Source organism: Devosia sp. Soil_C_22, assembly GCF_057657195.1.
This window is the reverse complement of sequence record NZ_JBDGIY010000001.1, coordinates 2,349,696-2,362,115: the sequence shown is the minus strand read 5'-3', so window position 1 is coordinate 2,362,115 and position 12,420 is coordinate 2,349,696. Positions and strand designations below refer to the sequence as shown.

Genomic DNA, 12,420 nt, shown 5'->3' with positions numbered 1-12,420 from the left:
GACCATGATGACCGATGCCTTGACCGCGCGGCTTAAGCCTCTGCAGCCGGGTCGCACCTCGTTGGTAACGGTGCTCGATATCGGCTCGACCAAGATCTGCTGCGTGATCGCGCGCCTGGTGCCGCGCGCCGAGGGCAAGGCGCTGAAGGGCCGCACCCACAATGTCGAGGTGATCGGATTCGGCTACGGCCCGTCGGCCGGCATAAAGTCGGGCGTCATTGCCGATCTGGACAAGGCCGAGCAGGCGGTGCGCACGGTCGTCGGCATTGCCGAGCGGGCCGCAGGCCTGACCGTGCAGTCGGTGATCGTCAACGTTACGGCGGGCCGGCTCGGGTCCGAGACGTTCTCGGCGACTGTCAATCTCGGCGGCTCCGAAGTGGAGCGCGGTGACGTGCAGCGCGTGTTGCGCGCCGTCAACGAGCGTTCGGTGCGGCAGGAGCGCTCGATTGTCCATGCGTTGCCCATCGGCTACTCGCTCGATGGCCAGAAGGGGATCAAGGATCCCAAGAACATGGTGGGCGAAAAGCTGTCCATCGATGTGGCGGTGGTTTCGGCGGAGACGCTTGCCATGCGCAACATCGAACTGGTGCTGCATCGGTGCCACCTGCAGATCGAAGCGCTGATGGCAACGCCATATGCGTCGGGCCTGTCGACACTCGTCGACGACGAGGCGTCGCTCGGCGTCGCCTGCGTCGATTTCGGTGGCGCCACCACGACCGTCTCGGTCTTTGCCGAGGGGCATCTCGTCTATGCTGACGCCATCGCCATCGGCGGCCACCACCTGACGCTCGACATCGCCCGTTCGCTCTCGGTCGGCATTGCCGATGCCGAGCGGCTCAAGACCATGTACGGCTCGGTGCTGCCGGGGCAGGCGGATGAGCGCGACCTGATCCCGATCACTCCGGTCGGCGCCACGGCCGACGAAGCGCCGGGGCAGATCCCACGCTCGCACATCACCCGGATCATCCGGCCGCGTGTCGAGGAAGTGCTCACCGCCATCAAGGATCGCATGCAGGCCACCGGCATGATGGATGTCTGTGGCAGGCGATTCGTCATGACCGGCGGTGCCAGCGAGCTCACTGGTCTGCCGGAAGTCGCCCGCCGAATCCTCGCCCGCAACGTGCGGAACGGCCGTCCGATGGGCATCTCCGGTTTGCCCGATCTCGCCAAGGGCCCGGCCTTCGCCGCCGTGGCCGGCATGCTGGTGTACCCGCAGGTGTGCGGCCAGGAATATGTCGAGCCGCAACGCTCGGCCCGGCTCACCGGCACGGACGGATATTTTGCCCGCGTCGGCAGCTGGCTGCGTACGAGTTTCTAGGCGGAGGCCAGCTCCGCCGAGCCGCACAGGGCGGTAAGGCGTCCCTCAACTTCATGCTTAACCTCAGGTAACCAACGCGTTGCCAAGCCTTGCAATTTGCCATCACGTTAACGGTTTCGGCGGCATTGTTAGGGTCTGATTAACGAATTGGCGACTAATACTGGTCCCACACGCCACTCATGGGGCCATCATGACGATCAACCTCACCATCCCCGATATCCAGGAACTGAAGCCCCGCATCACCGTGTTCGGTGTCGGCGGAGCAGGCGGCAACGCGGTCAACAACATGATCGCCTCGGGGCTGTCCGGTGTGGATTTCGTTTGTGCCAATACCGATGCGCAGGCGCTGGCACTCGCCAGCGCGCAGCGGATCATCCAGCTCGGTGTTTCGGTCACCGAAGGCCTCGGTGCCGGTTCGCACCCTGAAGTAGGTCGCGCCGCAGCCGAGGAAAGCTACGACGAGATCAACGACCATCTGTCGGGCGCCCACATGGTGTTCATCACCGCCGGCATGGGCGGTGGCACCGGCACCGGCGCAGCCCCGGTGGTGGCCCGCGCCGCGCGCGAGCAGGGCATCCTGACCGTCGGCGTCGTGACCAAGCCGTTCCAGTTCGAAGGCAACCGTCGCGCCCGCCTCGCCGAGGATGGCATCGACGAGCTGCACCGCCATGTCGATACGCTGATCGTCATCCCGAACCAGAACCTCTTCCGCGTCGCCAACGAGAAGACCACCTTCGCCGACGCCTTCAAGATGGCTGACCAGGTGCTCTATTCGGGCGTCGCCTGCATCACCGACCTGATGGTCAAGGAAGGCCTGATCAACCTCGACTTCGCTGACGTGCGCGCCGTGATGCGCGGCATGGGCAAGGCGATGATGGGTACCGGCGAAGCTTCCGGTGACGATCGCGCCCGCCACGCTGCCGAGGCGGCGATCGCCAACCCGCTGCTCGACGATGTGTCGATGCACGGCGCCCGCGGTCTGCTGATCTCGATCACTGGTGGTCCGGATCTGACCCTCTACGAAGTGGACGAGGCCGCAAGCCGTATCCGAGAGGAAGTCGACTCGGATGCCAACATCATTCTCGGCGCCACCTTCGATCCGGATATGACCGGCACGATCCGCGTCTCGGTCGTTGCGACCGGCACCGACGCGACCATGGTGCAGGCGCTCGAGCCGATGAAGGCCAATCCGACTCGTCAGCCCCTCCAGGCTTCGGCGCTTCGCCAGGCAGCTGCCGAACGGCAGCCGCAGCAGATCGCTGCGCCGGTCGAGCTCGCCGATGAGCCTGAGTTCGAGGAGCAGGTGCAGCAGGCGGTCGCTGAGGCGATCAGCCATGACGTCTCCGACTACGCCTCGGCCTATGGCGACGAGGATGACGGCATCACCGTCGAGCCCTACGTGCCGGCTGCAAGCCATACGCAACTCGAAGAGGCGCCGCGACTCATCGATACGCCGATCCCGAGCGCCTACGTCCCGTCGAGTGCCGAGCGTCCGGATGGGCAGCGCCGCATGCCGCGTACCGAGGAGTTCCCGGCTGTTGCAAGGCAGTCACTCAGCGGCCAAGAAAAGCAGGAAGCCGAACCGCGCAATGCCCGCGCCCTGTTCAAGCGCCTCGCTTCGAATGTCGGCCTTGGCCTTAAGTCGAACGAGCCGGTGCGGACTGCTCCGCAGCTCGAACCGAGCGCCGACGACGCTGCCGCGCGCAGCGCCATCGAGGCCGGTGGGGCCCGGAATCCGCGAGTTTCGGCTGGTGCCGAGGGTGCCCGTGGTAACCTCGACCAGCACGGGCGCCAAGCGGCGCAGCCGGCCGCCAAGGAGCAGATCGAGATTCCGGCTTTCCTCAGGAAACACGGCTGAGGCCGCGGGGGAAAAGCCCTTTCGCCAGATCCCGGTGCGGCTTCCGCGCCGGGATTTTATTGTCTATGACTGCCTCGGGGCCGCAGACGGGCTGGAGTCTATAAAGCATGCATAAACTTTCGGCGCGGCAGCGGACCTTGGCCGATGCGCTCGAATTCAGCGGTTTCGGTGTTCATTCCGGCGCCCCTGTTACCCTCGTCATCGAACCTGCGGCTCCCGACAGCGGCTACACGATCACCCGCCGGCTCGATACCGGCCGCAAGGTCGGTCCGGTGCCGGTGCATTTCTCGCGCGTTACCCGCACGACGCTGTGCACGACGATCGACCTGGGCGACAGCGTCTCGGTTGCTACTGTCGAGCACGTGATCTCGGCGTTGTCCGGCATGGGCGTCGATAACGCCCACCTGATTCTGACCGGCTCGGAATGTCCGATCATCGACGGCAGCGCCGCGCCCTTCGTGCAGGGCATCCAGTCGGTCGGCCTGATGATGCAGCCGGCGCCGCGCCGTTACATCAAGATCATGCGCCAGGTGCTGGTGCGCAACAACGAGGCTTCGGCCGCGCTCGAGCCGTATAACGGCCGCCAGTTCGATCTCGAGATCGATTTCGACAGCCGCGTCATCGGCCGCCAGCGGATGATCTTCGACTGGACCCCGCGCAAATATTTCGAGGATGTGTCGCGCGCCCGTACCTTCGGCTTCGTGCGCGATGCCAAGGTGCTGCGGCAGGCCGGCTACGCCCTCGGCTCGTCGATGGAAAACTCCATCACCGTGCACGAGGACAAGATTCTCAACCCCGGTGGCCTGCGCTACGAGGACGAGTTCGTCCGTCACAAGCTGCTCGACGCCATCGGGGACCTGGCGCTGTGCGGCCTGCCGATCTACGGCCGCTTCCGCTCCTACAAGGGCGGCCATGCGCTGAACGCGCTGGTGCTGCAGGGCCTGTTCGCCAGCGAAGCCAACTACGAGATCGTCACCGCGGACCAGTTGCCGGTGGCCTTCGATGCGCTGGACGATGTGCCGGAAGGGCTCAGCGTCCAGACTTATCTGCGCTCGGTCGGGTGACCGGCCACAGTTTTGATCTTTTTTATCAGTAGTTCGCCTGCCACAATTCAGGTGGTGCGTAAGGGATGGGGCAGGTCGTGACGATCTCTCAGCTTGCAGGTTATTCGGGTCGATTCACGCGGCTTGCCGCGATCGGCGTTCTGGTTGTGCTGCTGGCTGGCTGCAACCTGTTCGGTTCGCCCAAGATCAAGGAAGAGGCGATCGTTCCGCCCGACCAGCTCTACCAGCAGGCGCTGGGCGAGATGGACAAGCAGAACTACCAGACCGCGATCAAGACGCTTGAGAGGCTGCAGCGCCAGCATCCCTACTCGGACTACAACGAGAAGGCGAAGCTGATGGAGATGTTCGCCAACTACCGAATCGGCAGGTTCGAGGAGGCGCTCCTCGCCGCGGACCGCTACCTGGCGCTCTACCCGTCGTCCAAGGAAGTGCCCTACGTACTCTACATCAAGGGCAACTCGTACTTCGCCCAGATCACCGATACGACGCGCGACCAGCAGATCTCCATGGACGCGATCAACACCTACCAGATGGTGATCAACAACTACCCGCAGTCCGAGTATGCCAAGGATGCCAAGGAAAAGCTGAAGATCGGCGTTGACCAGCTGGCGGGCAAGGAGATGTCCGTGGGCCGGTACTATCTGGGCAACGGCAACTATCCGGCGGCAATCAACCGCTTCCGCCAGGTCGCCGAGAACTACCAGAACTCGACCCACATCGAGGAAGCGCTATACCGCCTCACTGAAGCCAACCTGCAGCTTGGCCTCGTCTCCGAGGCGCAGACCGCCGCCGCGGTGCTCGGGCACAATTATCCGGCCAGCGAATGGTACAAGCGCGCTTACGAATTGCTCGCCAAGCAGGGCGTCAGCCCGCAGGTCAACGCCTCGAGCCCGCTGGCGTCGCTCAAAGCGAACTAGGTCGCAAGAACTCTCTTCGAAAGCACGTCATCCTGTGGGTGGCGTGCTTTTTTGTTGCCGTTTTGTTCGCGTCTGGTAGATTTCGAAACGTGATCTGTTTGGCTGGCCTGGGCCGGTCGATCTCGCAAGGGGCCATGCCCGAATGCTCAACGCGCTTTCGGTCCGCAATATCGTTCTCATCGATCAGCTCGACCTGGCCCTCGACGAAGGGCTGACGGCGCTCACCGGCGAGACCGGCGCCGGCAAGTCGATCCTGCTCGACGCGCTGACGCTGGCGCTGGGTGGCCGCGGCGACGCCTCGCTGGTGCGCTCGGGGGCCGAAAGCGGCCAGGTGGTCGCCGTGCTGCAGCTGCCGCGCAACCATCCGGCACGAGAGGCGCTGCGCGAGAACGCCATCGCCGACGACGAGGACATCATCCTGCGCCGGGTGCAGTTCTCGGATGGCCGCACGCGCGCTTTCATCAACGACCAGCCGGTATCGGCCGGGCTACTGCAGGCGGTGGGCAGGCTGATCGTCGAGATCCACGGCCAGCACGACGACCGGGCGCTCGTTGACGTCAATACGCATCGTGCCGCGCTCGATGCGTTCGGCGGGCACGAATCGCTCGTGGGCGCGACCTGGAGCGCGCACGAGATGCTGGTCGAGGCGGAAGCCGCGGTCGCCGGGCAGCGCGCCATCATCGCCGAAGCGCAGGCGCGCGAGGAATATGCCCGCCATGTCGTCGAGGAACTGGGCGAGCTCGATCCAGAGGACGGCGAGGAAGAAGTGCTGGCCGAGCGCCGGCAGCGCCTGATGACGCTGGAAAAGGCGGCCGAGGAAGTTCGCGACGCCGACGAGATGCTCAATGGCCCGACCGCCCCGGGCCCGGTGCTGGCCGGTCTGATGCGGCGGCTGATGCGCAAGGCCGATGCCGGCGCAGCGGTGTTCCAGCCGATCGTCGAGGCGCTCGACGCCACGCTCGTCTCGCTCGATGCGACTTCGGACGCGCTCGAGGCATTGAAGCGCGACATGGCCTTCGATCCGGCCGATCTCGAGAAGGTCGAGGAGCGCTTGTTCGCCCTCCGCGCCGCGGCCCGCAAGCACCAGACCACGGTCGATGGTCTCCCCGAGGTGCTGGCCAAGTACCGCAACGACCTCGAGATGCTGCAGAGCGGCGAGGAATCGCTGAAGGCGCTGGAAGCTGCCGCCGTCACTGCCCGCGCCGCCTACACTGCCGCCGCGACGGCGCTGAGTTCGGCGCGCGAAAAGGCGGCGGCAGCGCTGTCCAAGGCGGTGGGCGCCGAGCTGCCCGACCTGAAGCTCGGAGCGGCAAAGTTCATCGTCGACCGGCAGGTGGACGAGAAGCGGGTCGCTGCTTCCGGTTTCGACCAGATCGCCTTCCATGTGCAGACCAATCCGGGCACTCCCGCCGGCCCGATCCTCAAGGTCGCGTCGGGCGGCGAACTGAGCCGCTTCATGCTGGCGCTCAAGGTGGTGCTGGCCGATCGCGGCTCGGCTCCGGTGCTGATCTTCGACGAAATCGACACCGGCGTCGGCGGCGCGGTCGCGGATGCCATCGGGCGGCGGCTGTCCCGGCTCGCCGGCAAGGTACAGGTCCTCACTGTAACCCATGCACCGCAGGTGGCGGCACGCGCGAGGAGCCATCTGCTGATCGAGAAGCAGGCGATAGAGGAGGGCGCCTTCGTGCGCACCCATGTCCGCCGCCTTGATGGCAAGACGCGAACCGAGGAGGTCGCCCGCATGCTCGCCGGCGCCAAGGTGACCGACGAGGCACGCGCCGCCGCGGGTAAGCTGATTTCCGAAGTCTCATAAGCCACAGCGTGACTTACGGCGACGGATGGGTATCCTCAGCCGAACCAGGAGGATCCCCGATGAGCGGTGCCGAACGCGAAATCGAGAGTTTTGGCGAGTCCGAAGCCCGGGCCGAGATCGACCGGCTGCACGAGCTGCTGGCCGAGGCCGACCGAGCCTATTTCGAGCAGGATGCGCCGACGATCACCGATGCCGAGTACGACGCCATGAAGCGCCGTTACCAGGCGTTCGAAATCGCCTTCCCCATGCTCAAGCGCAGCGACAGCCTCTCGGACAAAGTCGCCGGCGCGCCGGTCGAGGGTTTTTCCAAGGTGCGGCACGCCGTGCCCATGCTCAGCCTCGCCAAGGCCTACACCGACGAGGACGTGGTCGATTTCATCGAGCGCGGCAGGCGCTTCTTCGAGCGCGACAAGGACCTGAAGCTCGCCTTCACCGCCGAGCCCAAGATCGATGGCCTGTCGGCCTCGCTGCGCTACGAGAACGGCGTGTTCGTGCAGGGCGCGACGCGCGGCGATGGCGCGGTGGGCGAGGACATCACGGCCAACCTCAAGACCATCGCCGATATCCCGCACAGGCTGAAGGGTTCGGGCTGGCCTGAGACCATAGAGATTCGCGGCGAAGTCTACATGACCATGACCGAGTTCGAGGCGCTGAAGGCGCGCTCGGCGGCGGTGGGCGGGCAGGAGTATGTCAACCCGCGCAACACGGCGGCCGGTTCGCTGCGGCAGAAGGACCCGTCGATCACCGCCAGCCGCAACCTGCGCTTTTTCGCCTATGCATGGGGGGCGACCACTGCTGATCCCGCGCCGACCCAGTATGAAGCGGTACAGAAGTTCGGCGAGTGGGGCTTTGCCATCAGTCCGCTGATGGTGCGCGCCACCTCGATGGAAGAGCTGATCGCGCAGTACAAGAAGATCGAGGAACTGCGCTCCTCGCTCGGCTACGACATCGACGGCGTCGTCTACAAGGTCGACGATCTCGAGCTGCAGCGGCGCTGGGGCTTTTCGAGCGGTGAGCCGCGCTGGGCCGTGGCGCACAAGTTCCCGGCCGAGCAGGCCTTCACCACCGTGCGCGCCATCGATATCCAGGTCGGCCGCACCGGCACCTTGGCGCCGGTGGCGCGCCTCGCGCCCGTTGGCGTCGGCGGCGTGGTGGTCGAGAACGTGACGCTCCACAACGAGGACTACATCAAGGGCATCGACAGCAACGGCCTGCCGATCCGCGGCGACGAACCGATAGATGTGCGTATCGGCGACACCGTGGTCATCCAGCGCGCGGGCGACGTCATTCCGCAGATCGTTCGGGTGGTGCTGGAGCAGCGCCCGGCCGATGCGGTGCCCTACGAGTTCCCGCATGTCTGTCCGGTCTGCGGCTCGCCCGCGACGCGCGAGATCAACGAGAAGACCGGCAAGGAAGATTCGCGCCGCCGCTGCACCGGCGAGCTGGTCTGCGCCGCCCAGGCGGTCGAGCGACTGCGCCATTTCGTGTCGCGCGGCGCCATGGATATCGAAGGCCTGGGGGCCGAGAATATCGATCTGCTGTTCAACTCGGGCCTCGTGAGGACGGCCGCCGACATCTTCACTCTGCGCGACCGCCGGGCCGAGGTGCAGGCGGCCTTTGCCGCCCGGCGCGAGGAGCAGTCGCGCCTGCGCGAAGAAGCCTCGGGCAAGGTGCGCAAGGCGACGCGCTCGGTCGAGGAGCGCAGCTTCGAGGGCCTCGACAAGCTGTTCAACGCCATCGACGCGCGGCGCGAGCCTGAGCTCGATCGCTTCATCTTCGCGCTGGGCATCCGCCACATCGGCGAAACCACCGGCGCCGTACTGGCCAAAACGTTCTCCAGCATCACCGCGCTGCGCGAAAAGGGGCTCGAAGCGGCTGCCGCCGGCGGGAACCTGCACGAGGTTTTTCCGTCGGTGAACGGTATCGGCGACACGGTGTGGGAAGCGCTGCGCGATTTCTTCGAGAACGAGCGGAACGTCGCTGTGCTCGATCGCCTGCTCGAGCAGGTGAAGCCGCGCGACTATGTCGTTACCGTTTCGGCCACCAGCGAAGTCGCCGGCAAGACGGTGGTGTTCACCGGCAGCCTCGAGAAAATGACCCGCGGCGAAGCCAAGGCCATGGCCGAGCGGCTGGGCGCCAAAGTGGCCGGATCAGTGTCGAAAAACACCGATATCGTCGTCGCCGGTCCGGGAGCGGGCTCGAAACTCAAGGAAGCGCAGGCGCTGGGCATCCTTGTTTTGGACGAAGATCAGTGGCTTGAGTTGGCGGCCAAATGACCGCCAAGGGGATGAGGATGCTGAAGCGGGTCGCCGCTCTGTTGTTTGCCGCATTGTGCCTGCCCGCGGTGGCGGGGGAGGCCGGCGATATCACGCGCACGCATCTCTACGCCGGCACGCTGGGGGAGGGCCTCAACCAGTTGCGGCCGTTCTACGAGCGCGGCGACATGGAAGGTCGCTTCGGCGTGGGCTTGATGAGCTTCACCCAAGGGCTCGAGCATTTTGCGCAGGGACTCTACCGCCACGGCTTCACGGCCCCTGATGCCGGTCCGGTGATGGGCTCGCCGCTGGTGATGCCGGTGCCGGTGAACGCCAATCCCGAACCGCTCGATTACGACAGGTTCCGCGCCTTGCTGCAGCGGCTGGTCGAGGACATGGATGCCGCCCGCGTGGCGCTGCTTGCTGCCGGGGAATCCGGCGACTATGTCGTGCCGGTCGATATCCTGCAGGTTCGCATCGATCTCGACGGCAATGGCAGCGGCTCGGAGAGCGAGACCATCGGCGCGGTGATGCAGGCCATGTTTGGTGGCGCCGCCGTTCCCGGCCCGACCGATCCGGGTGCGCCGCCGCCCACTCCACCGGCGCCACAGCCGATTACCATCGGCTTTGATCGTGCCGATGCCATCTGGCTCGCCGGCTATACCCAGGTGGTCGCGGCGCAGGCCGATTTCCTGCTCGCCCACGATTTCCGGGCGCTGTTCGACACTACCTTCCATCGCTTCTTCCCGCGCGCCGGGCTGCCGATGCAGGATTATGTCACCTCGACCGGTTCGCTGATGCTCGATCCGGCATCGGACAACGCCATCGCCGATGCGCTCGCCGCCATCCACAACCTCAACTTCCCGGTCGTCGATGCCGATCGGCTGAAGCGGGTGCGCGAGCGGCTTCGGGACATCACGACGCTCTCCCGCCGCAACTGGGAGGCGATTCTCGCCGAGACCGACAACGACCACGAGCTGCTGCCCAACCCGAACCAGGTGGGCCTCACGCCCGATGCCAAGATCACGCAGGAACAGATCAACGCCTGGGGCCTGACGCTCGATGCGGTCGATCAGATCCTCGAGGGCCAGCTGCTCATCCCGCACTGGCGCTTCGCCAAGGGGTTCGACCTCAAGGCCTATTTCGAGGGCGCCAAGCGCACCGATTTCATGATGCTGATCACGGGCTACGACGCGCTGCCCTTCCTCAAGGATGGGCCGATCGCGAGCACGGAGAATTTCCGCGCGGCGACCGACGTGTTCGGCGATGCGCTGTGGGGCTACGCCTTCTGGTTCAACTGACCGGCATGGCGGGCGAGGAAATCCTGCACGAGTCCCCGATGGGCCAGGAAGAGCCATCGGCGACGGTGAGTAGCTCAGCTTCTGCTCATTGCTTGTCGAGCCATGCGCCGAGCTGGTCGATGAGGTAGTTGGTGCCGCCTTCGCGTTGCTCGACGGTGTCGAGCCCGTCGAGGAAGGCGCCGTCTTCGCGCAGCACCAGTTTGGTGCCGTCGGCTTCCGGCCGGAGTTCGATGGTGGCGACCGACACCGAGATGCGCTGGCCGTTCAGCTTCATCTGGTAAGTGTAGATGATGCGGTTGTTTTCGACGATGTCCTGGTACAGCACGTCATAGCTGTAGACGTCGTTGCCCATCTTGCCTTCGTTGAACTCGCGGCCGCCGACGCGGAATTCGAAGATGTCGTCAGCGCTGCCTTCCTTCGGGCTGCCGAACCACTGGCGCTTGAACTCTGGCTTGGACCAGGCACCGAACACTACGGCGGGGGCGTGCCGATAGGTGCGCTCGACGGTGAAGGTGCCATGGACGATTGAGCGTTCGGTCATTTTCTTCTCCTGATTTGCCCGGCATGCGGGCGTAAGAAACCGGTCCGGCTCGTGGCCGGCACAGGCTCCGTGATGAAATATCGGACGGACTAGTCCTTGGACTCGTTGCCGAGGGGCATCGCGTCGAGGAAGGCGCCAAGCCGGTCGAGCCGCTTCTCCCAGCCGATGCGCCGATCATTGATCCACTTCTCAGCCAGGCTCAGCGCTCCCGTATCGATAGTGCAGGTGCGCACGCGGCCCACCTTCTCGGTCTTCACCAGCCCGCTGTGTTCCAGCACCTTGAGGTGCTGCACCACGGCGGGCAGGCTCATGTCGAACGGCGCGGCAAGTTCGCTCACCGATGCCGGCCCCCGGCTCAATCGCTCCACCATATGCCGCCGTGTCGGGTCGGCCAGGGCCTGGAACATGAGATCGAGCGGTTCGGGTGTTTGATTAAGCATACTCTTAAGTATCGCGATGCGATCATGGTGTCAATAGATAAGTGATTGATTAAGTGAAATCAGTGCGTGGAGATGCTCACCGCGTCGACGGTCCAGTCCCGTGGCGGCGCCTCCTCCAGCTTCTCCACGGTCACCACCTTGGGCGGGCCGTCGAGCTGACCGTAATAGGTGGCAAAGGCTGTGTCGGCGGCGTCGCGCCCGACGGCAATCTTGACGATGCCGTCGATCGGACAGAGCCGCGTGGCGTCAAACAGGTACCAGCGCCCGCCCAGATAGGCCTCGAACACGGCGTGGAAGTCCTGCGGCACGAGTTCCAGCGCATAGGCCGAGACGAAGCGGGCCGGGATGCCCAGAGCGCGAACCAGCGTGATGCCCAGGTGGGCGAAATCGCGGCAGACGCCGGCGCGCGAGGTGAAGGTCTCATAGGCCGAAGTGAGGCTGTCGCTCGAGCCTTCGACATAATCGACATTCTCGAAGATCCAGTTGCAGACCGCCTGTACGCGCTCGTGCCCGGCCGGGAGGGAGCCGAACTGCCGCCAGGCAAAACGCGCCAGCCGGTCGGACTGGCAGTAGCGCGATGGGGCGAGGTGCGGCAGCACGTCGAAGGGCAGGGCGGCGATCGGCACTTCGTCCAAGCTCTCGGTGTCGCCGATCACATGGGGCTGAGTGTCCACTTCGGCCCTGTAGCTGATCAGGTGCGTACCCGGCGGCAGCACCATACGGCGATAGCGGTTGCCGGTCTCGGGGACCTCGTGCACGTCGCCGGCCGGGCCGTCATAGGCCTCGCCAGTCAACACCTGGCCGCCAGCGCGCTGGGCCTCGATATTGAGGATAAGCGTCGTCTCGCTGACGACGTCGTATTGCAGCTGGCAGCCGACCGAAAAGCGCATGTGCTTGCCCCTTGAATGTGCGC

10 protein-coding genes are annotated in these 12,420 nt (G+C 65.2%); 7 read left to right on the top strand and 3 right to left on the bottom strand.

The genetic code is table 11. The features are described from left to right. Window positions 1-4 precede the first annotated feature (4 nt). The 7 genes from ftsA (at window position 5) to AC3A6I_RS11415 (ending at window position 10,526) form a co-directional block, all read left to right on the top strand. Window positions 5-1,318 carry a cell division protein FtsA gene (ftsA, locus tag AC3A6I_RS11445; RefSeq protein ID WP_487543823.1) on the top strand — a complete coding sequence of 438 codons (1,314 nt, stop codon included), beginning with the start codon at window positions 5-7 and terminating at the stop codon, window positions 1,316-1,318. 190 nt (window positions 1,319-1,508) lie between these two features. Further along, window positions 1,509-3,176, top strand: a complete 1,668-nt coding sequence (gene ftsZ, locus AC3A6I_RS11440) for a cell division protein FtsZ (RefSeq protein ID WP_487543822.1) — start codon at window positions 1,509-1,511, stop codon at window positions 3,174-3,176. Window positions 3,177-3,283: 107 nt separating this feature from the next. Beyond that, entirely contained in the window at window positions 3,284-4,240 is a 957-nt protein-coding gene (gene lpxC, locus AC3A6I_RS11435; protein ID WP_487543821.1) for a UDP-3-O-acyl-N-acetylglucosamine deacetylase, read from the top strand. A gap of 77 nt (window positions 4,241-4,317) precedes the next feature. Continuing rightward, the gene (locus AC3A6I_RS11430; RefSeq protein ID WP_487543820.1) at window positions 4,318-5,157 is read left to right on the top strand and encodes an outer membrane protein assembly factor BamD; all 840 of its coding nucleotides are present in this window, start codon (window positions 4,318-4,320) and stop codon (window positions 5,155-5,157) included. A 142-nt stretch (window positions 5,158-5,299) separates the two neighbouring features. After that, window positions 5,300-6,970, top strand: coding sequence for a DNA repair protein RecN (gene recN / locus AC3A6I_RS11425; protein ID WP_487543819.1), 1,671 nt, complete (start codon window positions 5,300-5,302; stop codon window positions 6,968-6,970). A 59-nt stretch (window positions 6,971-7,029) separates the two neighbouring features. Next, a complete protein-coding gene (ligA, locus tag AC3A6I_RS11420) occupies window positions 7,030-9,246 on the top strand; it encodes an NAD-dependent DNA ligase LigA (RefSeq protein WP_487543818.1) in 2,217 nt (738 codons plus the stop codon). Window positions 9,247-9,263: 17 nt separating this feature from the next. Next, entirely contained in the window at window positions 9,264-10,526 is a 1,263-nt protein-coding gene (locus AC3A6I_RS11415) for a hypothetical protein (RefSeq protein WP_487543817.1), read from the top strand. A gap of 85 nt (window positions 10,527-10,611) precedes the next feature. Here AC3A6I_RS11415 and AC3A6I_RS11410 read toward each other — a convergent pair whose 3' ends face one another. From AC3A6I_RS11410 to AC3A6I_RS11400, 3 genes are all read right to left on the bottom strand, one after another. After that, a complete protein-coding gene (locus AC3A6I_RS11410) occupies window positions 10,612-11,067 on the bottom strand; it encodes an SRPBCC family protein (RefSeq protein ID WP_487543816.1) in 456 nt (151 codons plus the stop codon). Between the two features lie 89 nt (window positions 11,068-11,156). Further along, window positions 11,157-11,507 (bottom strand): ArsR/SmtB family transcription factor, encoded by a 351-nt coding sequence (locus AC3A6I_RS11405; protein ID WP_487543815.1) that lies wholly within the window; start codon window positions 11,505-11,507, stop codon window positions 11,157-11,159. 59 nt (window positions 11,508-11,566) lie between these two features. Beyond that, complete coding sequence (locus AC3A6I_RS11400) at window positions 11,567-12,397, bottom strand: transglutaminase-like domain-containing protein (protein ID WP_487543814.1); 831 nt, start codon at window positions 12,395-12,397, stop codon at window positions 11,567-11,569. Between the last annotated feature and the right edge of the window lie 23 nt (window positions 12,398-12,420).

Excerpts from the sequence above, each read along its gene's own strand:
- ftsA (WP_487543823.1), top strand. The coding sequence starts at position 5 with ATGATGACCGATGCCTTGACCGCGCGGCTTAAGCCTCTGCAGCCGGGT.
- ftsZ (WP_487543822.1), top strand. The coding sequence starts at position 1,509 with ATGACGATCAACCTCACCATCCCCGATATCCAGGAACTGAAGCCCCGC.
- lpxC (WP_487543821.1), top strand. The coding sequence starts at position 3,284 with ATGCATAAACTTTCGGCGCGGCAGCGGACCTTGGCCGATGCGCTCGAA.
- recN (WP_487543819.1), top strand. The coding sequence starts at position 5,300 with ATGCTCAACGCGCTTTCGGTCCGCAATATCGTTCTCATCGATCAGCTC.
- ligA (WP_487543818.1), top strand. The coding sequence starts at position 7,030 with ATGAGCGGTGCCGAACGCGAAATCGAGAGTTTTGGCGAGTCCGAAGCC.
- AC3A6I_RS11415 (WP_487543817.1), top strand. The coding sequence starts at position 9,264 with ATGCTGAAGCGGGTCGCCGCTCTGTTGTTTGCCGCATTGTGCCTGCCC.
- AC3A6I_RS11410 (WP_487543816.1), bottom strand. The coding sequence starts at position 11,067 with ATGACCGAACGCTCAATCGTCCATGGCACCTTCACCGTCGAGCGCACC.
- AC3A6I_RS11405 (WP_487543815.1), bottom strand. The coding sequence starts at position 11,507 with ATGCTTAATCAAACACCCGAACCGCTCGATCTCATGTTCCAGGCCCTG.
- AC3A6I_RS11400 (WP_487543814.1), bottom strand. The coding sequence starts at position 12,397 with ATGCGCTTTTCGGTCGGCTGCCAGCTGCAATACGACGTCGTCAGCGAG.